Below are 26,838 nucleotides of genomic sequence, written 5' to 3' on the forward strand. Positions count from 1 at the left end.
ATTATTCACTGCTTACGTTGGTACACAAGAAATTCATAGTCGTAAGGATTTTTTTCGTCTTTCACACCTGGAATGGATTCGATAAGCTCCCAGTCGGATAAATTGTATTCCGGGAAAAACGTATCTGCCTCGAACTCTTCACGAATTTCCGTGACATAAAGGCGATCTGCGAAAGGAAGAATCTCTTTAAAAATTTCAGCTCCACCAATTACAAATAGCTCCTCGTCGTTACGCTTTAATAAACCTTTTACATCATGAATAACTGTACAGCCTTCAATAGTTATTCCTTGACTACGTGTAATAACGATATTTTCTCGACCAGGTAGTGGCCGTCCAATGGAATCATATGTTTTTCTGCCCATCGCAATGGGCTTTCCCATTGTTACTCTTTTAAAATACTTCAAATCCTCAGGAAGATGCCAAGGAAGTTGATTGTTACGACCTATTGCCCGCTTCTCATCCATTGCCCAAAGAAGGGAAATCATACACTTACAGCCCCTTTAATATGAGGATGTGCCTCGTAGTTAACTAACTCAAAATCATCAAAGGTAAAGCCAAACAAGTCTCTTTTCTCTGGGTTTATTTTTAATGTAGGTAATGGATGTGGCTGTCTAGTAAGCTGTAATTCCACTTGCTCTACATGATTTAAGTAAATATGCGCATCCCCAAACGTATGAATAAATTCACCAGGTTCAAGGTCACATACCTGCGCAACCATCAATGTTAATAGCGCATAAGATGCTATATTAAATGGTACACCTAAAAACACATCAGCCGAACGTTGATATAACTGACAGCTTAGCTTTCCATCAGCCACATGAAATTGAAACAGACAGTGACAAGGTGGCAATGCCATTTTATCAATATCTCCAACATTCCATGCATTTACAATTAAACGCCTGGAATCAGGGTTTGTTTTAATTTGATTAACCAGGTCAGAAATTTGATCCACTGTTTCTCCTGTCGAAGTTGTCCATGATCTCCACTGATGGCCATACACAGGACCCAAATTCCCATTTTCATCTGCCCATTCATTCCAAATCCGAACACCATTTTCTTGAAGATACTTTATATTTGTATCGCCTTGAAGGAACCAAAGCAATTCATGAATGATTGATTTCAAATGTAACTTTTTGGTTGTAATAAGAGGAAATCCTTCTTGTAAATCAAAACGCATTTGATAACCAAATGTACTAATGGTCCCCGTTCCTGTACGATCTTGTTTTTTTACTCCATTTTCTAACACATGCTTACATAGCTCTAAATATTGTTTCATTCTTCCACCTACTGTCACAAATTTTACGAAATACTAGTCTTTTACAAGGGTATAATGTTTTGGAGGCTAGGTCAATTAGGAGGTGAAAATTTTGGAGTTATTTGAGTTTTGGTACAAGCGATAGTCGTTGCTATTCATATTTATTGTTTTTAAGAGAGGATGTCTAATTTTGATTGTAAAAGAGCGCGGAATTTCTATGGAGTTGCAGGTGTTTAGATGTTTGAAAAATCGAATGGTGTTCACTGAAAAAGAAAAAACGTACTATATCAATTTAGAAAAAGGATATTCAGGAGAACTAAAATTTGATGAGTTGACTAAAAATTTAGTGGATGATTGTTTAATAATAAAGGATCTCACACTAGAGATAACTAATAATATTTTCCAAATTGATAGCTTGCTTATTTTTAAGGATATGTTATGTGTCTTTGAAGTCAAAAACTATGAAGATAATTTTTATTTTCAATCAAACAAGTGGTATACATTGCCTAGTCGGAAAGAGATTAATAACCCTATTCTCCAACTTGATAGAAGTGAGACTTTGCTCCGTAAATACTTTCAGGCCCACCGCTTTTCTATCCCCATTGAATCTAAAATTGTATTTGTAAATCCCACCTTCACCCTTTACCAAGCACCTATCGATTTACCTGTTGTCTTCCCTACGCAACTTCAACATCTTCAAAGTACACTCAAATCTAAAAGAGGAACACTTACAACCCAACATACCAAACTAGCGAAACAATTGTACGATGATCATATGGTTACTACTCCATTCCTGAGAGTACCTAGGTATAATTATGAATCCTTGAGGAAAGGGTTAGAGTGTAGGGGGTGTGGTGAGTTTTATAAGCAATGGGGGGAGGTTCTATTACATTGTAAAAATTGCGGTGATTTTGAATCGGTGGAAGCTGCTTTTGTTCGCACTGTAAAAGAGTTTAAAATACTCTTTGCTGAGAGGAAGATAACAACAAATGAAATTTATGATTGGTGCAGAATTATTCCATCAATAAGGTTGGTACGTTTATTATTAAATCGATATTTGAACGCTAGGGGAAATGGGAGGTCAACATATTATGAATTCCCATAAAAATAGAAATACAAGTATCCTAAAGTTGGTTTTCGTTCATTAATTCTACTAGTTTTTTGTAAATTCCATGTCCTAATGATCAACTTAGTTCACCTATTCTACTTAATTATGGAAATCATATGTCCTATATCCCAACTTAGTTCACTCATTCCACCAGTTTCTGGAAATCACATGTCCTAAAACCTATCTTAGTCCACACATTCTACTAATTACTGGAAATCACATGTCCTATATCCCAACTTAGTTCACTCATTCCACTAGTTTCTGGTAATCACATGTCCTATATCCCAACTTAGTTCACTCATTCCACTAGTTTCTGGAAATCACATGTCCTAAAACCCATCTTAGTTCATCTATTATACCAATTACTGGAAATCACATGTCTTAAGTTCAAAACTCATTCCCTAATTCGCACAAACCTCTATTCCCTCCTTATCAGACACACAAAAACCCCCTCCGACCAATTCTAGTCGAAGGGGGTTTCTTATTAGCTCATCCACTTAGGTGGTGTGTTCGTGTCCCAATAGATCGATCCTAGTTCGTGGTGGGCTTCGAAGTTGTCTTCGCTTGTGTGGTAATGAAAGTTAAACCAATAGCCACTTTGGGGTGGGTGGTCTTTTCTTACGTGGAAGCGGATGATGTCTTTGTTGCTTTCTTTGCTATACAGGTGAAATATTTTTTCAGCGTTGCCTCCAGTTGGGACTTCGCTTAATTCTAGGTATGCTAGTTTTTCTTCCGGGTACTGCACGGCTACTTCTTCAATTGCTTTATGAATATTTGGTAGAATGACCTGTTTGAATTCGTCTTCTATCACAGGCTTGATTCTACTTCCAAATTTTTGGTATGATAACTCTTCTGCTTCATTTAACCAACTTTGAATGATCTGGCCGCTACTGTCTGAATCTTCTTCCGTTGTGTCCTCAAGCTGATTATATGTAGTTTCCGATTTAACTGCATCTTCCCGTGTTGGTTTCTCCGCTGATGCTTGATTATATAGAAAGGTTTGAGATGGTGTTACCAAACCAAATGTTAAAATTGTAACCAACACGACGAAGGATTTTTGCAACCATTTTGGCATGATCTCCAATCCTTTCTACTAGTCTTTAAGAGTATTTAGAAAATAATGGCTCTTTTCTCATATTATACTCTTTTTATAGTTGAAAGTGGGAGATTAAATAGCAAATATCATCATTTTGTAATAATTCCGAAATGGAATTTAGCAGACGGTCTTTTCATAACTGAGAATCCAAACTGCTCGAAGCGATCGCTACGAAAATGATCCTTTAGCACGAGCCGTCTCCTCGCCACTCTTTTTGCTTCTGAAATGAACTCTTCCCTTATTTCTGTATATACCGCTAAATGAGCTAGCGCACGAATTCCGTCTGATTCTAAGATGGTTTCTTCAAACATTGGGTCAATATATACGCAATCAAACTCATTGCTTGGGACTTCCTTTAAAAATGATAGTGCATCTGAATGTTGTACCGAAATTGTGCGCATAGCTTCATCCATTCCTGCCAAACCGGACTGCCAGCTTTTTAATCCTCGACCGACAAGATAAGAGAGATATTTATTTTCTTCTGTCCCGACCACTTTTCCAGAAGCTCCAACGACAAAGCTTGCAACAATACTGTCAGAGGCTAGTCCTAATGTACAATCAAGTAGACTCATTCCTTTCGCCAGACCCGTTGCATCAATAAAAGGATCGTGTTCGTTTTTTAGCAGCCTTTTGATTCTGAACATGGAGGAATTGGGATGGAAGAAAAACGGCTCTTCTCCGTTCATTAAAAATAACTCTAGTCTCTCTTTTCCAACGACAATACAGTCATCCTTATACAAGGATTGAAGTGTCTGAACCGATTTTTTCCTTCTTTCCTGATAGGGACATTCGAGGGCCAACGCTATCTGTTTTGCTTCTTCAATCATGTCTGGATTGGTTCGTCCTGCTGTTGTGACAAACATATAGATTCTTTCCTTTTTTCTTTAACAATTTTGTTCAAATGCTGATTGGAGGTTCTCCATGATTTCTTCCATTGTGTGGTCTTCGATATCGTGGCGATGGATAAAGTGAACCACTTGCTTCCCTTTTACAAGAACCATAGAAGGTGATGACGGTGGGAACCCTTCGAAATACTCACGCATTTTTGCCGTTGCCTCTTTATCTTGACCTGCAAAAACAGTAACAAGCTTGGCAGGTTTTTTGTCCGTTCTAACAACTGCTTGAGTTGCTGCAGGACGTGCTAAACCTGCCGCACAACCACATACAGAGTTAACAAAGATTAACGCAGTGTCTTCATTTTGATCCATAAAATTTTCTACTTCTTCTTCTGTTTGTAACTCTTCAAAGCCCGCATGAACTAGTTCTTCACGCATTGGCTTTACCATTTGTCTCATATATTCCTCATATGCCATTGACATTAAAAATCCCTCCTACTAACTATATCCATTGTTAGCATACTATATTTATTTCAAATGATGCAATTTTATTCGTTTTGTTTTCTTGCTTCTGTCATTTGTTTCCAAACTGATCCTTTTGCATCCTCACCCAATTCAATTCTTTCGATAGCAAGTTTAATTTGTAAGCTTACTTCAAATTCCGGATCTTCTTCTGCTGCCTTCAGGGCAGGAAGTGCACGGTCATCACCCAATTCATATAAAAACATTGCCGCTCTCCAGCGCACTAATTTACTTTCATCACTTAATGCCTTCATCATTTCTTCTATTGCCTCTTCAAACCCTAAGTCAGATAAGCAGTCTCCAGCCGTACGTCTGACGGTTACTGTTTTATCCTTTAATGCTTTATATAGGAGAGGTAATACTTTTTTGTCTTCAATCATCCCTAAATAGACAGTAGCTAATCTCCGAATAGATGCCTTTTCGTCGTTTAACGCTTTTTCTAACACTGGAAGATCTTCAACTTCTGGATCGTCCATTTGTTCAAGAAGCTGATATCTTTTTCGCCAATCGGGATCATTTAATGAGTGGACATCAAGCTTTTGTTTCTGGCGCCTAACAATCTTCGTGGTCTCCTTATTCGTTGCATCTTGAATGAGTTCATCTAGTCGGTCTGTTGTATAAGCAGCCATTAATTCTTCTAATATATCCTGGCCGATTTGATCGAAATCTCCATACCTTACACCAAACTCTTTCCACCTTCGAACCATTACAACGTTATCTTCTGGATCCTGCGCCTTTGAAACAGCCTCTTTATACTGTTCTGGTAATCCATATCGTCTTTCTTCTGTTCCATCCGTTAGCTTTATTTGCATCGGAATTCCTTTATACATCTGAACAAGCACCTGTATTTCTCCGTAATGCTCATTAATTGTTTCTTCTGGCTCCACTAATTCCGCTTCTTCGCCAAATGCAAGCCTTACTTTCGGTAAGATTTCTTTCCAATCGTATTTCGCATTTCTTTCCACTGCTAGAAAATCAGCTACGTGATATACCCCTTTCACACCTTCTATGGTCAAAATATCCTGAATGACCTTTGGAGCACCAGCACTTGTCTCTTTTTTATAGTTATTACTTTTTCCCATTGGAAGCTCTTCATTTAAAATAACCTTCATCGTATTCGGACTAGGAGTGGGTTCAATGGATCGTATCTTCAAGTCACTTCATCCTTCCCTTGTTCTTAGATTTAATTAATTCTCTGCAATTTCTGATAAATAGCTCCAACGCTCAATCAAGTACTCAAGTTTTTCGTTTAAAGAATTTTCCTCTTCCATTAAAGCTTGAGCCTTTTCAAAATCACTGCCTGTTTTCCCCATCTCTACAGCTATTTCTTCAAGTCTTTTTTCCGCATGTTCAATGTCAGAATCGATGGATTCCCATTCAAGCTTTTCCTTATAGCTCATTCTTTTCTTCTTCGGTTTTTCCTCTTCCACAGGTTTCTCTGCTGATGCACTTACTCGAACTACCGGCTTTTCTACTTGTTTTTCAAGGAATTCACTGTAATTTCCATAATAAGATTCAATCACTCCATTCCCTTCAAGCACGAGCAATTGTTCCGCCACTTTATCTAAGAAATAGCGGTCGTGGGAAACAGTAATGACCACTCCCGGAAACTCTTCTAAATAGTCCTCTAAGACAGTCAGAGTTTGAGTATCTAGATCATTCGTTGGTTCGTCTAATAACAAAACATTCGGTTCAGTCATTAATAGCTTTAGTAAATATAATCGACGTCTTTCTCCCCCTGATAACTTTCTGATCGGGGTGCCGTGAGTGTATGATGGAAAAAGAAATCTTTCTAGCATTTGAGTTGCTGAAATAGTTTTACCATCAGACGTATGAATCACCTGCGCCGTTTCTTTGATGTATTCAATCATCCGTTTTGAAAGGTCCATGTCTTCATTTTCTTGAGTATAAAAAGCAACCTTCACTGTTTGGCCGATGATTCGTTCACCTGAATCCAGAGGAATGTTTCCAGCTAGAATATTTAATAAGGTTGATTTACCAGTACCATTTTTCCCTATAATTCCGATTCTGTCATGAGGTTTCACTAGTAGATCGTAAGACTTAAGGATCACTTTCGAATCATATGTTTTTGTTGCGTCTTTCAATTCGAATACTTGCTTACCTAAGCGGCTGCCGGATAAAGATAAATCTAGCTTTTCCGTAGTTTTTACGGAGCTTAAATTCTCATCAAGCTTTTCAAAACGTTGAATTCTTGCTTTCTGCTTTGTTGTTCGTGCCTTTGCCCCTCGTCTAATCCACTCAAGCTCTCGTCTGAATAGATTTTTTTGCTTTTCAAGAGTAGCTGCTTCATTTTCTTCACGAATGGCCTTAGCTTCCAGAAAATCTGCATAGTTTCCTTTGTAGCTGTAGAGTTTTCCACCTTCTAGTTCAAACACTCGGTTTGTGACACGGTCTAAGAAATATCGATCATGCGTCACAAGCAATAAGGCACCTGTATAACGACTTAAATAATCTTCAAGCCATTTCACTGACTCGAAATCTAAATGATTGGTAGGCTCATCTAGAATCAATAAATCTGGGGATTGAATTAACACTTGAGCAAGAGCTACTCGCTTTTTCTGGCCACCAGATAATTCTCCAATCTTTTTTTCATACTCTTCAATTCCAAGCTTATTTAAAATTGTTTTTGCGTTCGTACTTGCATCCCATCCATCTAAAGCATCCATTTTCTTTTGTAAATCAAAAAGCTTTTCCTGAATTTTAGTATCATCCGGGACTCTATTAAGCTCTAAAAGAGTTTCTTCGTACTCTTTTAGAAGCTTTAAAACAGGTGCCTCACCGGCAAAAACCTGATCAAGGATTGTTAATTCTGGATTAAGGTCCGGATTTTGCTCAGAATACGCAATTCGATAATCTTTCGGAGCCGTTACTTCTCCTGAATCTGGAAAATCAACACCTGCTACAATTTTTAATAATGAGGACTTTCCGGTCCCATTTACACCAATAAGTCCAACTCTTTCTTTCGCGCTTATTGTGAATGAGATTTCATTAAATAATTCCTTTTCTCCATATGTTTTTGTCACGTTATCGATACTAATCATTGATGTTTTCCATTCCAATCATTGTAAAATTCAAGTAAGAACTCTTCCATATACAGATGCCGTCTTTCAGCTATTTCTCTACCCGTTTTTGTATTCATTTTCTCTTTTAGCTTTAGTAGCTTTTCATAAAAATGATTAATAGAGGACGAATGGCCTTTTCGATACTCTTCGTTTGTCATGCTTGTTCGGACATTTATGTTAGGGTCATAGATCGGTTGACCTTTTTTCCCTCCATACGCAAATGCCCTTGCTATCCCAATCGCTCCTATCGCATCTAAGCGGTCGGCATCTTGGACGATGGCTGCTTCAGCTGTTGTGATGTTTCGATTATTTCCACCTTTAAATGATATGGTTTCAATGATTTCTTTAATCTGATTTTTCTTCAATTCATTTAATGGTAACAGACTTAGAAAGGAAGTAAGCTTCTTTTCTCCTTCTTCCTTCGAGCTATGTAATTTTTCGTCAGAAATATCATGTAGTAGAGCAGCTAACTCAATAAGGAAAGGATCTCCTATCTTTTCCTTTTCATGAATTTTCAATGCAATATTCCGTACTCTATCAATATGAAACCAATCATGTCCAGTTGAATCTGCCGACATTTCACGTTTGACAAACTCTTCTGTCTTGGCTATAACTTGCTCCATTACACCACCTCATTCTTTCCACTCATATTCTACCATGAACTGCTTTTTTTCGAAAAAGAAAAGGAAGTGCACCATTAGCGCACTCCCTCTACAGGCTATTAAACCAGCTGATTCCGATTGTGTTTTCTCCTGCGTGCACTCCGATCGTTGCGCCTAAAGGGTAAATATCGAATGAAACATCAGGGAACCGTTTACACAATTCATTATGCCATTTTCTCGCTTCCGTATCATGAAGACCGTATAAAATATAGGCTTCTTTTATATCATACTCTTCAATTGCAGTTCGAAGATAAGTTATGATTTTCTCCATTCCTTTACTTTCACTTCTAATTTTCTCTTTTGCCTGTAATACGCCGTCCTCAATGGAAATGATCGGCTTAATATTTAACATGCTGCCTAGGAAAAAGGATAATCCGTTCATCCGCCCACTTCTGTGTAATTGTTCCAAACTACCGATTAAAACTAATGTCTGGTTCGTGTTTGCGAGATCACTTAACTTTTGTTCCACTTCCTCAATGGACTCACCAGCCTCAACCCATTCCATTCCTTTCTTAATCATCCGAGAAAGGGGATAAGAGAGGATCTTTGAATCGATTGTAGTGACCGATACATTCACCATGCTGGAAGCCTGAACACTCGAAGAGACCGTACCGCTTAACTTAGCTGAAACGAGAACGGAGAATACGTGATCATATTGTCCTTCTAACTTCTCAAACAATGATACAAACTCACCTACAGATGGTTGAGACGTTTTTGGCGGAACTTGAAGATGCTTTAATTTTGCATAAAGCTCTTCTGCTGTCAAGTCTATTCCATCCTTATATTCCTTTTCGTCTAATACGATTGTCATTGGGACAGTGAAAACGTCTGGATGATTGGTTAATTCTTCATCTAAGCAAGCGGTACTGTCCGTAACCCAGGCAATTTTTTTCATTCTAATTCCCCCCTTTTATTTTATAGTATTAATAATTATTAACTATGTAAAGATAATTCAGAAAATTACAGCTAATTAAGAACCCTTGCTATCAGCAAGGGTTTCATTTCAAATCAACTTTTCAATATCTTGTGATATTTCTTTTGGGTTCGTATTTGGTGCATACCTTTCCACTACTTCACCGGAACGATTCACTAAAAACTTAGTGAAATTCCATTTAACAGCTTTCATCCCTAGTACTCCAGGTGCCTCTTCTGTTAGATACTGAAAAAGTGGGTGAGCATTTTTTCCATTTACATCCACCTTTGAAAACAATGGAAAAGTTACTCCAAAATTCATTTCGCAAAATGACTGGATATCAGACTCGGTACCTGGTTCTTGATTCATAAATTGATTACACGGAAAGCCTAATACAGTGAATCCTTTTTCTTTATATTGTTCATAGAGCTCTTGAAGCTCTTTATATTGAGGAGTAAACCCACAATTACTAGCTGTGTTTACAATTAACAGAACCTCGCCCTTAAATTCCGAAAGAGATATGGTTTCACCATTAATTTTCTTTGCCTCAAACTGATACACCGTCATCCCTTAACTCCTCCTAATGTTTTACATCTAGTTCAAGTTTATCTAAGGATTGTAATATAAAATCGGCAAGCTCCGTTAAGTCTTCCATTTGCTCTTCATAAATGAGCCTTTTAAAATTCACTTCTATCTCTATTTTATTACCAGACTGACTTTGGAGAGGGTCAGAGATGATCTTACAATGATACTCTCTATCCTTCCCCCAAATGGATTGGAGGACCTCCAAAATTCTTATATCAAAAGAACGTTGCTCTAGACTAGAGAAAACCATTTTAAAATGGCAGCCAGCATCCTTTGGTGATTGAAACTTTGGGTGTAACTCTGCAGCTAAATTCGAAATATCTGCACATAAAACGACGGTACAGCTAATCTTACTATCCCTATTCTTCTTTACGGTCATTTCTATCTGTCGCGAAAGTTTTGCTACGTTTAATATGTCGTTCCGATCAATGACGCATAGTTGACCCGCTAAATCTAGGTCATAAACGGCACCCTCAAAAACTACTTTTATATTATCAAAAGCTGTAGGATCAAACATACAAGCATACCTCATCCATAATCATCATCAATTAGAATAAGCCTACTGCATTGCCTTTTTCATCAACATCCATTTTAAGCGCGGCAGGTTGCTTTGGTAAACCTGGCATTGTCATCACGTCGCCAGTTAAAGCAACGAGGAACCCAGCACCGATCGAAGGCTTTAATTCTCTTACCGAAACCGTAAAATCGGTTGGTCTACCAAGTTTACTTGGGTCATCTGAAAGGGAATATTGTGTTTTAGCCATACAAATCGGAAGGCCGTCCCATCCATATTGCTCCAAGTCCTTCATTTGTTTTTTGGCCTTTGTTGAGAACTCAACATCCTTCCCTCCATAAACCTTTTGAACAATAGAACGGATCTTTTCTTCAATTGAATCACTTACATTGTATAAAGGTGCATATTCCTCAGTATGACTTTCAATTGCTTTTAACAGTTTTTCTGCTAGGGCAATACCACCCTTTCCACCCTTTTCCCATACTTCGGTTAAGGCAACTTGTACACCTTCCTTTTCACACAATTCCAATAAGGTGTCCACTTCAAGATTGGTATCTGATATAAATTTATTTATTGCTACAACGACAGGTAATCCGAAGCTTCTGATCGTTTGTACATGTTTTTTCAAGTTATCGAAGCCAGCAATTAGCGCTTCAACATTTTCGTTATTAAGATCCTGCTTTCCAACACCGCCATGCATCTTCAGAGCTCTAATTGTTGCAACGACAACAACCGCCTCCGGTAATACATCCCCGTTTCTAGCCTTAATATGTAAAAACTTTTCTGCTCCTAAGTCTGCACCAAACCCAGCTTCTGTAATTACGAAATCAGCAAGCTTAGATGCGGCTGTTGTAGCAATAACAGAGTTACAGCCATGTGCAATATTAGCGAACGGTCCACCATGAACTAGCGCTGGAGTATGCTCAATCGTTTGTACAAGATTTGGTTTGACCGCATCTTTTAAAATGAGCGCTAGAGCACCCTCTACACCAAGTTGTGAAACAGTTACCGGCTGTTTCTCCATATTGTAAGCTACTACCATCTCAGACAGCCTTCTCTTTAAATCCTTTAAATCTTTCGCTAAGCATAGTACAGCCATAATTTCGGATGCAACGGTAATATCAAACCCATCCTCACGAGGAACACCCTGCATCGGACCGCCTAACCCAATAATTACATTTCTTAAAGCACGATCATTTAAATCAAGTGCTCTCTTCCAAACAATTCTACGTTGGTCGATCTGGAGTTCGTTTCCTTGTTGGATATGATTATCAATTAATGCGGCCAATGCATTATTTGCTGTCGTAATCGCGTGTAGGTCGCCTGTAAAATGTAAGTTGATTTCGTCCATCGGTAGTACTTGAGAATATCCACCACCTGCAGCTCCACCCTTAACTCCCATCGTTGGCCCTAAAGATGGTTCTCTCATTGCAATCATTACCTTTTTTCCAAGTTGAGAAAAAGCATCGCCTAATCCAACTGTTACAGTAGACTTCCCTTCTCCTGCTGGAGTCGGGTTAATTGCTGTTACAAGAATGATTTTGCCATTTGGATTTCCTTGGATTTTACTTAAAGTGTCAGATGAAATTTTAGCTTTATACTTTCCATATAACTCGAGGTCATCATCTGTTAATCCAATTTTTTCAGCAATTTGAATGATCGGTTTCATTTCTGCAGATTGTGCAATTTCAATATCACTTTTTACGCTAACCTTGATGTTCAATGATGTTACCTCCATGCCCGTATTTTTCAATGTATATTGTACCATTTGCGAATGTTCCTGTATCCATTCTTTTTTTAAGTTATTTGATCATTATTCTTGATCCTAAAAAAATCCAGTATATAATATAAATAGCCTGAATATTGAATAAAGGGGTTGAAATTCATTGCCAATCAAAATTCCGAAGCTCTTGCCAGCTCGAGAAATACTGGAATCTGAAAATATCTTTATTATGGACGACGAGAGAGCGAACCATCAGGACATTCGTCCGTTAAATATTCTCATCCTGAATCTAATGCCAGAAAAGCAAAAAACAGAGGCTCAGTTACTTAGACTGTTAGGGAATACCCCTCTACAAGTTAATATTTCATTCTTACAAACCATTACTCATCAAGCAAAAAATACAAGCCAATTGCATCTTGACCAGTTCTACACGTCATTCTCTGAAATAAAGCACCGCAAGTATGATGGACTTATTATCACTGGAGCACCAGTAGAACTATTATCCTTTGAAGAAGTTGATTATTGGGAAGAGTTAAAAATGATCATGGACTGGTCAAAAACGAATGTCACTTCAACTTTACATATTTGTTGGGGGGCACAAGCGGCATTGTATCACCATTTTGGTATTGGAAAGTATGAACTATCAAGAAAATGTTCCGGCATCTTTACTCACCGCGTACATGATCCTGTCGATCTATTATTAAGAGGATTTGATGATGAGTATCTCGCCCCTCACTCCAGATACACAGATGTGGCAGTCGAGGAAATCATGAACCACCCTTCTCTAAGATTGTTATCAAGTTCAGAGGTAGCAGGCCCATTTATCATTAGTGCCGATGAGGGCAAACAAATCATGATTACGGGACATTTAGAATATGAATCGACAACCCTATCTGAAGAGTACTCAAGAGATCAAAAAAAGGGCTTGGATATCCATGTTCCGGAAAATTATTTTCCTAACAATGATCCCAATCAAAATCCAGCAAATCGTTGGCGTTCCCACGCACATTTATTATTTTCAAACTGGCTTAACTACTTTGTGTATCAACAAACTCCGTATGTATGGGAATAAAAAAAGAGAGCGATATCGCTCTCTTTTTAATTCTCTTCATTTTTCTTTTGAATTTCTCTTAACGCTTCTATTCGATTTTCGTCCTCTTCGAAAAATTGGACGAGGTCACCTATCCGATCAATTGCATCCCAGCTTAAATGATGCTCAATTCCTTCCACGTCATCATATATATTTTCTTCTTTTACACCAATCGTTCGAAGAAGCTGTTCCAGTAGCTCATGACGATAAACGAGCCTTTTACCAATTTTTTTTCCCTTTGGAGTTAGTACAAGCCCTCTATATTTTTCGTACACTAAATACTCATCTCGATCTAGCTTTTGAACCATTTTCGTAACCGAAGAGGGATGAACAGATAAACCTTCCGCAATGTCCGAAACTCTTGCATAGCCTTTTTCTTCAATTAGATTGTATATCTGTTCAATATAATCTTCCATACTCGGTGTTGGCATCCGTTGACCCTCCTGCGTGCATCATCAATAATAAAAGTTTACTATAGTTAAAAATTGGAGACAAGGGAATTCGCTTCCAATCAACCACTCTTAATTCAAAAATTCCATCTTCCAGCTATAATACTCATTGTCAGGATTTTTTTCATATCGTAGATTTGCATCAAATTTATTTCCTTTTTTACTCGTTAAACCTTTTACAGTGGCTGTCCCATTCTTCAAAAGCATTTTCACCATTGTTTTTGAAGGCTTTTTCTTTAAGGCAGCCAAAAATTTATCATTTTTCCAAATGACAAATTTACAGCCATTTTTCCAGTTGTTACAGCCATAACCTTTTTGCCCCTCAATAATACTCCCCTGACTACAGGCAGGGCATTTTCCTAATGCGTCAATTGATTTCTTTTCATAAGTTACTTCATTAATAATAATATCTTTTTCATGTTTTATGGTGTTTACAGCACTTGCGGTAAAATCAAATATTAAATTCAGAAAGCTTTCTTTCGTAAACTTTTGTTTTTCTATATCTGATAAAGTTTTTTCTAAACGGCCTGTAAATTCTAGGTCAAACAATTCTTTCACAGGAAAAGTCTCTACTAGATTTTTACCAAGTTCGGTACAAATCAAACTCTTATTTTTGGTTTCAATATATCCAATATCTTTTAACTTTTTAATGGTTTCTGCCCTTGTAGCTGGAGTACCAATGCTATAACCACTTAAGATTGCAGCCATCATTTCTTCACTTTCTTCATCGCCCTGACCTTTTCCACAAGTCTCCATTACTCTAAGCAATGTCTTTTCCGTATGATGCTTTGGTGGTTTCGTAGCATGTGAAGTAAGCTTGTGATCAACCATCTCTACCAGATCATGAACTTTTACAAGTGGCAAAACATTATCTTTTGATTCAATTTTTTCCACCTTTCTCCACCCTTCAACAAGCTGTACCCGTCCCTTAGATACAAATACACCTTTGGTGTCGAGGTTACTCATTTTTGTCATAATCTTGGTTTCTTCATGTTCAGCAATCGGCATAAACTGCATGATCAATCGATTTTTTATTGCATGGTACACAATTTCTTCATCTTTAGTTAACGATTTGGGTAGTAAATAGGTTGGAATAATTGCACTGTGGCTTTCAACCTTTGAATTATCGAACACTCTCTTTAGCTTCGAAAATTTCACTTCATTTTCATATGGAAGTCCTCGAGTTATATTTTCTAAAACCTTTGCTGTTTTTCCAACAAGACTTTCCTCTAACACAACGCTAGCCGTTCTTGGATACGTAATATACTTCTTCTCATACAGTGATTGAGCTACTTTTAAAACCTTATCTGAAGTCCAGCCTTTAAATTTACTAGTAATAAATCCCTGTAAATTTGACAGATTGAATAAATAGGGAGGATACTCTTTCTTCCGTTCCACTTGTTTATCTGCAATGATTGCTGAGGGATCCTTCATAGCTTCTTGAATTTTTTCTAAGTGCTCCTTATTAGAAAACTTGTCTTCCTCGTTTTCAACATAAGTTCCTTCATACGCCTCACCATCTTGTGTTTTGAAAGTAGCAGCCAATTTGAAGTATTCTTCCGGTTTAAAGTTTTCTATTTCTCGATCCCGATCATAAATAATTTTTAAGGTTGGCAAAAGAACTCTACCTATATTAAGTGCCTTTCCCTTCCCCTTTTGGTACTTTAATGTCGCAACGGAAGTCAGATTAATTCCGATCACCCAATCAGCCCATTGACGACCAATTCCAGCATCTTGAAGGGGTCTCATCTCCGTATTAGGCTTCATTTGTTGAAGTCCTTTTAACACCTCATCAGGTGTCCATTCATTTAGTAACAATCTGTACACTTGCTTTTGGGTTTTTAGGTTATATATGATCGTATCCCCGATAATTTGACCTTCTCGGTCATAGTCGCAAGCAGATATGACCATTTCCACGTCATTTCGTTTGATTAAATTGTAGATTATTTTTAGTTGCTTTCTTGCACCCAAATCTTCCTTCTCTTTATTCCTTGGATCACTTTTTACTTTGTACCGAAAGTTAGGAGGAATAAAAGGGAAGTTCTCCATATTCCATCTAGCCATCTTCTCATCGTAATCTTTTGCATCGTAAAGTTGCATAAGGTGTCCAAATGCCCATGTAATAATATATCCATTACCTTCGTAATATCCATCTTGTCTGCCTTTAATTTTTAATGCATCTGCAATATTTTTAGCAACAGATGGCTTTTCAGCGATAATTACTTTACTCACTATTTCACCTACTTTAATAAGAAGAAATCAACCTAACATATATGTGATTTCACTTTTCTAAAACTAGAACAGTATACTATTTTACCACAATATTTGATTGTAAGGTTTAAGATTTGTTGAACAAAAAAAGCAAAGGATATTCTCCTTTGCTTTTTTGTAAAATAATTTTACTAACTAATATCTCTTTCATGCAGCCACTTTCCAAAGCTGACAGACTCAATAATATCCCCATTATCATAAATTAACTTCCCTCTATTGTATGTTGATGTTACCTGACATGGAAAGGTATGATCTAAGTACACACTTTGTTTATGCTTGGCGAAGAAATTATCCTCTGTTACTCTAAATTCTTTCATTGATACAATTGCAAAGTCGGCATCCATTCCTACTTGGATACTCCCTTTTGATTGAAGGTGAAATCGTTTGGCAGGTGCTTCTGATGTCCATTCTGCGACCCGTGTAAAAGGAATATTATGATTGAGTGCTAACTCAATCATTGATAATAATGTAAATTGCCCACCGCTAATGCCACCCCATGCTTCAAACAAATTATACACAGAGGGGTCTTTCATAGAATAAGGACAAGGGGAATGGTCAGAAGAGATCATATCAAACTTTCCATCTATTAATAATTGAAGAAGTCTTTCTTGTTCTTTTTTCTCCCTTAATGGTGGAGCACATTTAGCAATTGGGCCCTTCTCCACAAGATCCTGGTGTGAAAATAGTAAATAGTGGGGACATGTCTCTACCGTTACATCCATCCCCTCTAGTTTAGCTGCTTCAATCTTTTTGATCGCAGCTTCACTACTAATATGAACAAAATGCAAGGCACATCCAGTCAGCTTTGCATAGGTTAGGGCTCTATCAACTGCCTCTGCTTCTGCAATGATTGGACGTGATTCCAGGTAATCGTCTGCGCTTACTAAACCTTTTTGCTGTTTTTCCTTCTGCAGCCAGTTAGTAATCGGAGCACTTTCAGCATGTAACGCCAAAATCTTACCAAGTGAAGCAATTTCTTTCATCCCATTTAATAATGTATCATCATCGGCCCGCTCAAATTCATCATTTCCCGTTTCTGATAGAAAGGCTTTAAAGCCTATAGCTCCATTTTCCGCTAGTCCTTTTATATCTTTTTCATGATTAGGGACTAACCCACCCCACAAGGCAAAATCAACAACAGACTTCTTTTTTCCAATTTCCGCTTTTCCAAGTAACGCTCTGTCATTAATGGTTGACGGTATTCCATTTAAAGGCATGTCAAAAAAGGTGGTACACCCTCCTGCAGCCATCATTTTAGAGCCTGTCTCAAACCCTTCCCACTGTTCTCGTCCAGGTTCACTAAAATGAACATGTACATCAATCACACCAGGAAAAATATACAAACCGGTTGCATCGCGTTCCTCTAGTGCAGTTCCGTCGATTTCAGCCTCCAGTTTTACAATGACACCTTTCTTTACTGCTATATCTGTTTGAATCACTTCATCTGAAAATACGACCAAACCATTACGTATTAAAAGATCATAATTAGCCATACCAGCTTCACCTCTACTATAACTTTAGCAAACTTTGATTCTCACTCATATAAACATCTAAACTCGCCTGAATCGCATCTCCTCGATGAACATTCACTCCATGTCGAATTAAAACGGCTTCTAATGCTCCAAGTACGGCTAGAACATTTTCTTTTCGACAGCTGTAGCCCATCGTACCAATTCTCCAAATCTTCCCATGTAAAGGACCGAATGAAGAAGCAATTTCAATACTAAATGCTTCAAGTAACATTTTCCTAACTGATTCCCCGTCTATCCCCTTTGGAATTTCTATACAAGTAACACAAGGCAGCTTATTCCTTGAATCACCAAAAAGCTTTAATCCCATCGCTTCAATCCCTGCTATTAACGCCCTTTCATGGTACTGATGTCGATTAAAGCGCTCTTCTAGACCTTCTAATAAAACAAGTCTTAAACCTTCGTGCAAAGCATAGATCATTGAGGTTGCCTCTGTATGATGATTGAGTCTTCGCGGACCCCAATAATCCTGGAGCATACTTAAATCAAAATAATTACTGGCAATGAAATGATTACTTCTCTTATAATTCAAATCCTGCTCAGTTGCAATTCCTCGCTCCACCTTTTTTCGAGCGTATAATATATTTTCAATCCGTTCGTTATACGTAATGGGCGCCAGCCCAGATGGAACTGATAAGCATTTTTGAGTACCACCTATCATTCCATCAATAAACCATTCATCGGTTTTTACCTCAACCCCTCCGATAGATGCAACAGCATCCACCACGAGAAGCACATCTCTTTCTCGACAAGCTCTTCCAATTTCTTCAAGCGGTTGCAATCTACCGGTCGATGTTTCTCCATGTACTATAGCTACAATTTTAGGTGACACCTTTTCAATTTCTTCAATGACCACTTTAGGATCAAATACATCACCCCATGGGCACTCTATGGAGTACACATCTGCGCCATACCGTTCACAAATTTCTACTAACAAATGTCCGAATCTCCCGTATATCGGAACTAATACGCGATCACCAGGTTCAATGATGCTACAAAGAATGGCCTCATTTCCCGATCTTGAGGTACCATCAATAGGAAATGCCCATGTGTTCTTTGTTTGAAAAACTTGACGAAGCATTGTCATAACTTCATTCATAATAGTTGTAAAAGCGGGATCAAACTGCCCTAAAATAGGTGTGCTCATCGCACGTAACACACGAGGATCAACTTCAACCGGTCCTGGTGTCATTATTGTACGCAATGGTGTATGCAATTCTGAAAAAACCACCATGTTTCACTCCTTTAATAAGCTAATTTATATAAAACTTCTGTTAATAACTCAATACCTGTCTCTAATTCTTCTAAATTCGTAAATTCCTGTGGTGAATGACTAATTCCACCACGGCTAGGGACAAACAACAAGGAAGTCGGACAAATTCCACCAAATACTTGAGCATCATGCCCAGCCCCACTAATCATTTTTTGATAGCGGTATCGGTTTCTTTCTGCAATTTCACCTGCCCATTCACACATTTCTTCATCCATCTTCACAGGCTTTACGTCCATCCATTGCACGATTTCCACTTCTATATTTGATACATCAGAAAAACGCTTAAACTCTGTAAAAATATTTTGACAATATTCTTCAATAATTTCTTCCTGATGATGCCGAATATCTAAAGAAAATTCTACCTCGCCAGCTACTACATTGGGTACATTCGGCTTTACGTTTAATCTTCCAACTGTAGCAACTAACATAGGATCTGTATTCTTTGCTTTATCAGTTAAGAAAGAGATTAGATGGGAAGCAGTGCTTACAGCATCTTTTCGAAACTGCATTGGGGTTGTTCCTGCATGATTACTTTCACCCTTGATACGAATGGTATAACGGCGCTGGCCTACGATATGAGTAACAATACCGATTTGGTTTTTATTTCGTTCAAGTATCATTCCTTGTTCAATATGAATTTCTACAAATCTCTCTATATCTGTACGAACCGGTGAACCGTATGACTTTGGATCAAAGCCCACTTGCTTCATTGCTTCGAAAAACGAAATACCCTCTCCATCCCTTACATTTTCCACTCGAGAAAGGTTGTAAACACCACTAATATTCCTTGACCCCCAAAAGGTTAATGGAAAACGACTTCCCTCTTCTTCACATAAAGAAACCACTTCTATCGTTTTTTTCGGGTATCCATATCTATGAAAAAGCCTTACCGTAGCTAATAAGCTTGCAATAATACCGTATGCACCATCGTACTTCCCACCGTCCACTACCGTATCAATATGAGAGCCTGTCAGAATCGTTTTATCATTTTCATTTGTACCTGGTAATCTACCAAATAAATTTCCCACGCTATCAAAATACGTATATAAATTCGTTTGATCCATCATATTTTTTAATGCTACCTGTGCCTCTAGCCAGGCTGGTGAATACAGAAGTCTTGTTACACCCCCACTTTCTGTTTCTCCTATAGAAGCAAGCCATTCAATCACTGCTCCCACTTGTCCTTCTTCAATTAATTGTTTATTAATTTGAATGGCCATCCCCTTCACTCCCTATAAATAAATCCATGTTATTTTTCTTAACATCATCACGTTATATTATTAGTTTACCTATTTTCCCAGTGAACTTCATTAGCGTTTATGTAAAATATTCGATAGTTTTTTATGCAAATTGACCAAATCATGATAATATTAAACAAAAAATACTAAATTTTCTGCATAATAATCGAAAGGAATGTTCCTATTGAAAGTAAATCAACTCTTAAATGTACCGGATTTAGAAGGAATGAATATGATTGCCGGACAATCAGGAATGGAACGCGAAGTAAAGTCTGTTAACATGATGGATGCTCCTGATATCATCCATTACTTAAACAAAAATGAATTTCTTGTCACAACCGCCTACCATTTTAAAGATCATCCTCAAACACTGACCAATTTAGTTGAAGCCATGGCAACACAAGGGTGTGCCGGATTAGGAATTAAAACCAAACGATTTTTAAATAAAATTCCAGATGAAGTAATTGAACTAGCAAACGAACTTTCATTACCTGTTATTGAACTTCCTTTACATTTATCTTTAGGTGAAATCGTGAACCATTCTTTACGCGCCATTCTCGATCAACGCGCATCAGAATTAACATTTGCACTCGAAACACATAAGCAGTTCACAAAAATCATTATGGAAGGCAAAGGAATTGGACTGTTACTTCAAGATTTATCACAGATGATCCAGCGACCTGTCCGATTGATTGATCAGTATTTTAAGCCCATTTTCCAACAAACACCAGAAGGCACATACCCTATATTTTCAGAAGAGATTACACTTCCAAAGTCTCCAATCTCACCGATTTCTTTTTCTATTTCTGACACAAGAGAGACGTATACTTTATTCCCCATCCATATTAGCGAAAGAAAAAAAGGATTTCTGATGATTAACGGAGAGGTAAAAAAAACAGATCAGTTAACTTCATTAACAATTGAACAAGCAACAAATGTGATTTCATTTTCTCTTATGAAAGAAAGTGCACTAAGACAACAAGGTCGGAGCATTCGCAACGATTTTTTCCTTCACTTTATTGACGGAACTTTTTCATCTCAGGAAGAGATTATCGGAAGAGCAGCTGAATTCTCATTAAGAAATGATCAAAAGTATATCTGTGTAGTAGGTAAAATCGATGGAGATAAATTTCAACCTTCCTATGCCGAGCGTCACGAAAAAGCAGACGTCATTTATGATTTTATAGAAGGAGAAGTGTCTGCAATGACCCCAAAAATTCATTTTTTCACAAAGGGTGAGTCTTGTATTCTCTTATTTGAATCAGAAGAAAATGTGTTGCACCCTAGTATGTACTGCGAGTCTATTTTGGTTCAACTTCAGGAAAGAATATTTAAATACTATGAAAATACCATCTCATTCGGAATCAGCAATTTATGCCATACTTTTATGGATGTCAAAAACGCCCACAAAGATGCCCTAGACGCACTATCACAAGGAAAATTTTCAAAGCAAATTGGATATATCCAAACGTTTCAAGCAAAAGACATCTCTGAATTGTTACGCATGGTACCACAAGAAGATTTAAGAAACTTTTATTCTTTCGCTTTAAGTAAATTTACAGATATTAAAATAGAAGAAGAACAAACTTTACTAGATACATTGTCTGTATACTTAGAAACACACTGCCAAATTTCTGAAACCGCGAAAAGATTATTTATCCATAGAAATACGGTGGTTTACCGTATTGAAAAATGCGAAGAAATTTTAGGAAAAAGCTTAAAGGATTCAGAAACAACCCTACAAATAAGGCTTGCTTTGCGGATTAGAGCCTTGTTACAAAACTAAAACTTCTACATAAAGAAACTCAAGCAAAGGCTTGAGTTTTTATTTTTATATAAATTGAATAGAGTTTAACTGAATTTTTAGTCATTTTAAACAATGACAGTTAGGAAAACATTGATTAATATGGAATTATACATTACATTAAATGTTATATTATATAACATAATTATTTATCATGTGAAGGGAAGGGAACCAATGTACACAATTAGCCAAGTAAACAATACAAACATGGATGAATTTATGAACATAATGAATGGAATTTTTGAACATTCCCCTTGGATTGCCCGTATAGCTTTCAACGAAAAACCTTTTCCTTCCTTACATCATTTACACCGATGTATGGTAGACGTAGTCAAACACGCTTCCCCTGAGCAGCAATTAACACTAATCAAAGCCCACCCGAATTTAGGAGAACGGATCGCAATGACAGATCATTCTACCGAAGAACAAAAAGGGGCTGGGTTACAGAATCTCTCCAATGATGAGTACGAACAATTCATCAAAACCAATCAAGAGTATATGGATAAATTTGGATTCCCATTCATTTTAGCCGTTCGTGGAAAGAACAAACACGAAATATACGAATCGATGAAAACACGAATTTCTTCTAGCAAAGAGATTGAGTTTGAAACAGCTTTGACTGAAATATACAAAATTGCCCTTCTTCGTTTAGAAGAAATCATTAAATGAAAGGATGATATTTTATGAGTTTAGAAGCTTTAAATCTACAGGTAAAAAAAGATCTCTCTTATCTCAATTTCGGCGGCACTAATTGGGTTCGCCCTCACTGTCATCCCGATGGACACGTTTACGATGTCGTCATTGTAGGCGGCGGCCAAAGCGGTTTAGGCGCCGCCTTTGCATTATTAAAAGAGCGGATATCTAATATACTTGTTTTAGACGAAAATCCTGAAGGCTTCGAAGGTCCATGGGAAACGTATGCTCGCATGGTAACACTAAGAACTCCCAAACAATTAACTTCTGTTGACCTAGGTATTCCCTCCCTCACATTCCGCTCTTGGTGGGAAGCACAATTCGGAGCAAAAAGCTGGGACAATATTGACAAAATCCCTAGAAGAGATTGGATGAATTATTTACGATGGTACCGTCAAGTACTTCAACTGCCTGTCATCAACGAAGTTAAACTTACATTAATTGAACCTTCACAAAAAGGAATACATCAGCTTCATATCGAAGGAAAAGGGGTGTCTACGACCAAAATATTCACTCGAAAAGTGATACTCGCCACAGGGATACAAGGCGGCGGAGAGTGGCATGTTCCACCCATGATTTCTGAAAATCTACCTAAGCATCTTTTCGCGCATACATCAGAGCCTATCGATTTCGAAGAATTAAAAGGGAAGAAAGTTGCCATTTTAGGTGGCGGCGCCTCAGCCTTTGATAATGCTAACTTCGCTCTTACAGAAGGCGTAGCCGAAGCACATGTTTTCGTTCGGAGAAAGGAACTTCCGAGAATTAACCCGATTCGTCAAATGGAAACATCAGGCATGATTGAACGCTTCCACTCTTTAACAGATTCAAATAAATATAAAATCATTTCTCACTTTTTTAAACATAACCAACCACCAACGAACGATACATTTGCTCGCGCCTCATCCTGGCCTGGCTTTCATCTCCACCTTGGCTCTCCATGGCTTCATGTCGAACCAAGCAACGGTGGAGCAAAAATTACCACCCCAAAAGGAATATTCTATTTTGATTTTCTAATTATCAGCACAGGTCTACTAACCGACCCTGCTTTTCGCCCAGAATTAAAGCTGGTTGAAAAGCATATTGCCAGATGGGAAGATCGCTATCAACCTACAGAGGCGGAAGCAAACCCAATACTCGACGCACACCCTTATTTAAGTCCTGGTTTCGCATTTTTAAGCCGTGACGAAAAAGGAAAAAAATTACTACATGGTATATTCGCTTTTAATTATTCCGCATTAATTAGTTGTGGAATTTCCGCTTCTGCACTTTCCGGAATGAAATTCGGAATTCCCAAACTCGTTTCAGCTGTCGCAGACCAACTTTTTTTAGACGATCAGGAAGAAATACTCACTCAGTTCTTTAACTATAAAGAAGTAGAATTCACTGGAGAATGGGACAAAGAAAGAGAATTAGTAGGAACAACAAAACACATCGAAACAGAAAAGGAGAAACAATGACAGGTCTAACTACACATATTTTAGATTTATCTCACGGCCAACCAGCCAACGAAGTAACTATTGAACTGTATTTTCAAAAAGAAAATTCAACAGAATGGACCCTTCTAAAGACCGCTGTAACAAATGATGATGGGAGACTTGATTCTCCCTTTTTAACTAAGGAAGAATTAAAAAACGGTTGTTATGAGTTAGTTTTTCACATCGGTAGTTATTTTCGCAACATGAACATTGATTTACCCAGTCCACCATTCTTAGATAAGATACCTGTTCGCTTCAACATCGTTGACACAACCACACATTATCATATTCCACTACTAGTTTCCCCCTGGGGTTACCAAGTTTATAGAGGAAGTTAAATACCACTAATCACCTACTATTAAAGCAGGTGATTTCTTTTTGTAAAAAAGGATAGATTTTCACTTAAATAAATATCCCCGAGTAGTTTTACTACTCAGGGACTTTATTTCTATTTATTTATACCGTACCTATTGTAACTCCTAGTTCCTTTAACCATCTCCGGTAGGCTACAGATAGGATGTCAACTTTGTGGTTCAGTTCTGCTTGTAAATCTAGCGGTAGTAATTCTGGTTTTTGCGTTTCGATGATCCAAGCATCCTGTTGAAATACAGTGTCCTGGAATTTTATAAAGTCTTCATCTGATACTTCAAAGCCGTAGTTTCTGGATACCACCATATAAACCTTGCACTCTTTTTCACTTAACGGTAGTACCGTAAGCAAAATCCAAAGAGTTTGTCCCGTGCCATTCATTTTCCAACACCGAATCTTGTAATCTACCTTCTACAACAAGAGTCACATATACCCTCTCCCTTATATTTTTACTCAGTTAAAAACTCAGTTGTAAAAATGTCCTTCGCATCAAATGTCTCTTCCAAAATTTTTAATTCGTTTAACTGATCAATCAATGTCGCCCAACGCTCTTCTGTCATATAACCTACTCCATGTTCTGCCGCGTCCCCGCCATAAACAAACTCGCTTTGAGCCTCTGCTTCAAACTTCAATGATTCCAACTCAATATCTGGGTTATCTTCTTGAATGACTTTGTTAATATCCTCATAAGAATCTTTGTAAAGATTCCACCCCTCAACAAACGCAGTCGTAAATGCTTTTACCGTTTCTTTATTTTCCTCTAAATAATCCCTTGTTACATATAACACAATATTGTAAGGGTCATAACCAGCATCAGAAATTAGCTTCGTTTCTACTTCTACACCATCTAACTCCATAAAGTAGGGTTCAGACGTTACAAATGCTTGGGTTACAGAATTCTCATCAGCTATAAAATTACCATGTTGACCTGTATGCGCTAATTCTTCCACCTTACTCAAGTCGTACTGCGTCTTTAAATACTCCCAGTAAACAATCCCAGGCTGCACAAATACTTTTCTTCCATTTAATTCATCAAAATCTTCAATTCCCTTTCCTTTGTGAAACATAAATGCTTGCGGGCTCCCTTGCATAGCAGATGCTAGAGCAACTAGTTCAATTCCTTCATTTCTTGCATTTACTATTTGATCCGCATGAGCTAAACCAAATTCAGCTTTTCCTGAAGCGACCATATTAATAGAAGAAACCTGAGGTCCACCAGGCTCAATCGTCACATTTAGTCCATTCTCTTCAAACAAGCCATTCTCTCGAGCAGCGTACACTCCTCCGTGCTGAGCTTTCGCAAACCAGTTGAGTACCACCTTAACATCTTTTACTTCCTCTTCAGAAGACTCACTTCCCTCAGTCGTAGAGCTACTAGATTCCGTTTTACCACAAGCAGCTAATACTAAAACTAAGACCATTCCCACTAAAAGATACTTCACTCTCATTAACACTTCCATTCAACTTCTCCCCTTTTCTCTTTTTCTTTATTTTTCAACCTTCATCGCAGACTCGTGCCATGATTTAAGCATGAACCTTGAAATCGAGCTAACTAGAAGGTAAAAACCAATTCCAAATATCGCACCAGAAATGGCACATGCAAATAAATAAGGTGTTTTTAATTGAACAGCAGCTACAGTGATGGCATAACCTAAGCCACCTCTACCTCCACCAATTCCAGCAATAAACTCCCCTGTTATCGCACCAACAATCGCCAACGTACACGAAATTTTCAATCCAGACATCATATATGGCATCGCCGCCGGAATCCGAAGTTTCCACATGGTTTGCCATTTTGAAGCATTATATAGTGTAAATAAATCACCCATATTTTTATCAACTGAATTCAAACCCATCAATGTGTTCGATACAACTGGGAAAAATCCAATTAAAAATGAAATAATCACGATTGAATTAAATCCAGATCCAAACCAAATAACAATGATCGGAGCAATCGCCACAACCGGGATTGTCTGTAATATAACCGCATATGGATAAAGGCTTACCTCTAATATTCTAGAACTCGCTAACAAAATCGAGATTCCAATTCCTACGATCGCACTAATGACGAACCCAATGATCGATTCTGTAACTGTTATCTGAATAGCCGGCCACAGAAGATGCCAGTCATCCATAGCCGCTTGTAAAACATCTGTCGGTTTCGGGAGAATAAATGGTTTGATATCAAAGACAATTGGAATAGACTGCCATAAAGACAGAAAGATCACCAAAGCAATAACGGGCCCAATGATCGTCCCTTTCACCTTTCCCCGTGCCTTCTTTTTATCCGTTATGCTCGACTCAACTACCAATTTACTACGATTCGTTGTTGCTGTTTGACTGGTCATTC

26 protein-coding genes are annotated in these 26,838 nt (G+C 37.8%); 6 read left to right on the plus strand and 20 right to left on the minus strand.

The window, feature by feature from the left end; genetic code table 11:
• Nucleotides 1-5: 5 nt before the first annotated feature.
• A complete protein-coding gene (locus tag MKX65_RS15050) occupies nucleotides 6-485 on the minus strand; it encodes a dihydrofolate reductase (RefSeq protein ID WP_340904359.1) in 480 nt (159 codons plus the stop codon).
• Nucleotides 482-1,276 carry a thymidylate synthase gene (locus MKX65_RS15055; RefSeq protein ID WP_340904361.1) on the minus strand — a complete coding sequence of 265 codons (795 nt, stop codon included), beginning with the start codon at nucleotides 1,274-1,276 and terminating at the stop codon, nucleotides 482-484. Before MKX65_RS15055 ends, MKX65_RS15050 begins: the two co-directional genes overlap by 4 nt.
• A gap of 169 nt (nucleotides 1,277-1,445) precedes the next feature.
• On the opposite strand from MKX65_RS15055, the gene MKX65_RS15060 reads away from it, so the two are divergent.
• Nucleotides 1,446-2,360, plus strand: coding sequence for a nuclease-related domain-containing protein (locus tag MKX65_RS15060; protein ID WP_340904363.1), 915 nt, complete (start codon nucleotides 1,446-1,448; stop codon nucleotides 2,358-2,360).
• 487 nt (nucleotides 2,361-2,847) lie between these two features.
• Here MKX65_RS15060 and MKX65_RS15065 read toward each other — a convergent pair whose 3' ends face one another.
• The 10 genes from MKX65_RS15065 to MKX65_RS15110 all read right to left on the minus strand — a co-directional run bounded on the left by MKX65_RS15065 (nucleotide 2,848) and on the right by MKX65_RS15110 (nucleotide 12,297).
• Nucleotides 2,848-3,438 (minus strand): YpjP family protein, encoded by a 591-nt coding sequence (locus MKX65_RS15065; RefSeq protein WP_340904365.1) that lies wholly within the window; start codon nucleotides 3,436-3,438, stop codon nucleotides 2,848-2,850.
• 110 nt (nucleotides 3,439-3,548) lie between these two features.
• Nucleotides 3,549-4,322: a class I SAM-dependent methyltransferase gene (locus MKX65_RS15070; protein WP_340904367.1), complete on the minus strand. Its 774-nt coding sequence runs from the start codon at nucleotides 4,320-4,322 to the stop codon at nucleotides 3,549-3,551.
• A 21-nt stretch (nucleotides 4,323-4,343) separates the two neighbouring features.
• Complete coding sequence (locus tag MKX65_RS15075) at nucleotides 4,344-4,778, minus strand: BrxA/BrxB family bacilliredoxin (RefSeq protein ID WP_160548799.1); 435 nt, start codon at nucleotides 4,776-4,778, stop codon at nucleotides 4,344-4,346.
• Nucleotides 4,779-4,843: 65 nt separating this feature from the next.
• Complete coding sequence (locus MKX65_RS15080; protein ID WP_340904370.1) at nucleotides 4,844-5,971, minus strand: conserved virulence factor C family protein; 1,128 nt, start codon at nucleotides 5,969-5,971, stop codon at nucleotides 4,844-4,846.
• A 33-nt stretch (nucleotides 5,972-6,004) separates the two neighbouring features.
• On the minus strand, nucleotides 6,005-7,879 hold the full coding sequence (locus MKX65_RS15085; protein WP_340904372.1) for an ABC-F family ATP-binding cassette domain-containing protein: 1,875 nt from the start codon (nucleotides 7,877-7,879) through the stop codon (nucleotides 6,005-6,007).
• Complete coding sequence (locus MKX65_RS15090) at nucleotides 7,876-8,523, minus strand: HD domain-containing protein (protein WP_340904373.1); 648 nt, start codon at nucleotides 8,521-8,523, stop codon at nucleotides 7,876-7,878. Before MKX65_RS15090 ends, MKX65_RS15085 begins: the two co-directional genes overlap by 4 nt.
• An 88-nt stretch (nucleotides 8,524-8,611) precedes the next feature.
• Nucleotides 8,612-9,457, minus strand: a complete 846-nt coding sequence (locus MKX65_RS15095; RefSeq protein WP_340904374.1) for a DegV family protein — start codon at nucleotides 9,455-9,457, stop codon at nucleotides 8,612-8,614.
• A gap of 108 nt (nucleotides 9,458-9,565) precedes the next feature.
• Complete coding sequence (locus tag MKX65_RS15100) at nucleotides 9,566-10,042, minus strand: glutathione peroxidase (protein WP_340904375.1); 477 nt, start codon at nucleotides 10,040-10,042, stop codon at nucleotides 9,566-9,568.
• Between the two features lie 13 nt (nucleotides 10,043-10,055).
• Nucleotides 10,056-10,577 (minus strand): hypothetical protein, encoded by a 522-nt coding sequence (locus tag MKX65_RS15105; RefSeq protein ID WP_340904378.1) that lies wholly within the window; start codon nucleotides 10,575-10,577, stop codon nucleotides 10,056-10,058.
• A 31-nt stretch (nucleotides 10,578-10,608) separates the two neighbouring features.
• Complete coding sequence (locus tag MKX65_RS15110; RefSeq protein ID WP_340904380.1) at nucleotides 10,609-12,297, minus strand: formate--tetrahydrofolate ligase; 1,689 nt, start codon at nucleotides 12,295-12,297, stop codon at nucleotides 10,609-10,611.
• Between the two features lie 163 nt (nucleotides 12,298-12,460).
• On the opposite strand from MKX65_RS15110, the gene metA reads away from it, so the two are divergent.
• Complete coding sequence (gene metA, locus MKX65_RS15115) at nucleotides 12,461-13,369, plus strand: homoserine O-acetyltransferase MetA (RefSeq protein ID WP_160548807.1); 909 nt, start codon at nucleotides 12,461-12,463, stop codon at nucleotides 13,367-13,369.
• 26 nt (nucleotides 13,370-13,395) lie between these two features.
• On the opposite strand, the gene mntR is transcribed toward metA, so the two are convergent.
• From mntR to allC, 5 genes are all read right to left on the minus strand, one after another.
• Nucleotides 13,396-13,818 (minus strand): transcriptional regulator MntR, encoded by a 423-nt coding sequence (gene mntR, locus MKX65_RS15120; RefSeq protein ID WP_160548808.1) that lies wholly within the window; start codon nucleotides 13,816-13,818, stop codon nucleotides 13,396-13,398.
• Nucleotides 13,819-13,908: 90 nt separating this feature from the next.
• Nucleotides 13,909-16,068 carry a type IA DNA topoisomerase gene (locus MKX65_RS15125; RefSeq protein WP_340904387.1) on the minus strand — a complete coding sequence of 720 codons (2,160 nt, stop codon included), beginning with the start codon at nucleotides 16,066-16,068 and terminating at the stop codon, nucleotides 13,909-13,911.
• Nucleotides 16,069-16,238: 170 nt separating this feature from the next.
• Entirely contained in the window at nucleotides 16,239-17,600 is a 1,362-nt protein-coding gene (locus MKX65_RS15130) for an allantoinase (protein ID WP_340904389.1), read from the minus strand.
• Nucleotides 17,601-17,616: 16 nt separating this feature from the next.
• The gene (locus MKX65_RS15135) at nucleotides 17,617-18,870 is read right to left on the minus strand and encodes a pyridoxal-phosphate-dependent aminotransferase family protein (protein WP_340904392.1); all 1,254 of its coding nucleotides are present in this window, start codon (nucleotides 18,868-18,870) and stop codon (nucleotides 17,617-17,619) included.
• 11 nt (nucleotides 18,871-18,881) lie between these two features.
• Nucleotides 18,882-20,129 (minus strand): allantoate deiminase, encoded by a 1,248-nt coding sequence (gene allC / locus MKX65_RS15140; RefSeq protein ID WP_340904394.1) that lies wholly within the window; start codon nucleotides 20,127-20,129, stop codon nucleotides 18,882-18,884.
• Nucleotides 20,130-20,322: 193 nt separating this feature from the next.
• On the opposite strand from allC, the gene MKX65_RS15145 reads away from it, so the two are divergent.
• The 4 genes from MKX65_RS15145 to uraH all read left to right on the plus strand — a co-directional run bounded on the left by MKX65_RS15145 (nucleotide 20,323) and on the right by uraH (nucleotide 24,457).
• Nucleotides 20,323-21,933, plus strand: coding sequence for a PucR family transcriptional regulator (locus MKX65_RS15145; RefSeq protein ID WP_445677920.1), 1,611 nt, complete (start codon nucleotides 20,323-20,325; stop codon nucleotides 21,931-21,933).
• Nucleotides 21,934-22,125: 192 nt separating this feature from the next.
• The gene (uraD, locus tag MKX65_RS15150) at nucleotides 22,126-22,620 is read left to right on the plus strand and encodes a 2-oxo-4-hydroxy-4-carboxy-5-ureidoimidazoline decarboxylase (protein WP_160548813.1); all 495 of its coding nucleotides are present in this window, start codon (nucleotides 22,126-22,128) and stop codon (nucleotides 22,618-22,620) included.
• Between the two features lie 14 nt (nucleotides 22,621-22,634).
• Entirely contained in the window at nucleotides 22,635-24,101 is a 1,467-nt protein-coding gene (locus MKX65_RS15155; RefSeq protein WP_340904399.1) for an NAD(P)/FAD-dependent oxidoreductase, read from the plus strand.
• Nucleotides 24,098-24,457: a hydroxyisourate hydrolase gene (gene uraH / locus MKX65_RS15160; RefSeq protein ID WP_340904401.1), complete on the plus strand. Its 360-nt coding sequence runs from the start codon at nucleotides 24,098-24,100 to the stop codon at nucleotides 24,455-24,457. Before MKX65_RS15155 ends, uraH begins: the two co-directional genes overlap by 4 nt.
• A gap of 118 nt (nucleotides 24,458-24,575) precedes the next feature.
• On the opposite strand, the gene MKX65_RS15165 is transcribed toward uraH, so the two are convergent.
• From MKX65_RS15165 to MKX65_RS15175, 3 genes are all read right to left on the minus strand, one after another.
• Nucleotides 24,576-24,869 (minus strand): hypothetical protein, encoded by a 294-nt coding sequence (locus MKX65_RS15165; protein ID WP_340904404.1) that lies wholly within the window; start codon nucleotides 24,867-24,869, stop codon nucleotides 24,576-24,578.
• 68 nt (nucleotides 24,870-24,937) lie between these two features.
• Nucleotides 24,938-25,948, minus strand: a complete 1,011-nt coding sequence (locus MKX65_RS15170) for an ABC transporter substrate-binding protein (protein ID WP_340904406.1) — start codon at nucleotides 25,946-25,948, stop codon at nucleotides 24,938-24,940.
• Between the two features lie 27 nt (nucleotides 25,949-25,975).
• Entirely contained in the window at nucleotides 25,976-26,836 is an 861-nt protein-coding gene (locus tag MKX65_RS15175) for an ABC transporter permease (protein ID WP_340904408.1), read from the minus strand.
• Between the last annotated feature and the right edge of the window lie 2 nt (nucleotides 26,837-26,838).

Source organism: Robertmurraya sp. FSL R5-0851 (assembly GCF_038002965.1).
GTDB lineage: Bacteria > Bacillota > Bacilli > Bacillales > Cytobacillaceae > Robertmurraya_A > Robertmurraya_A beringensis.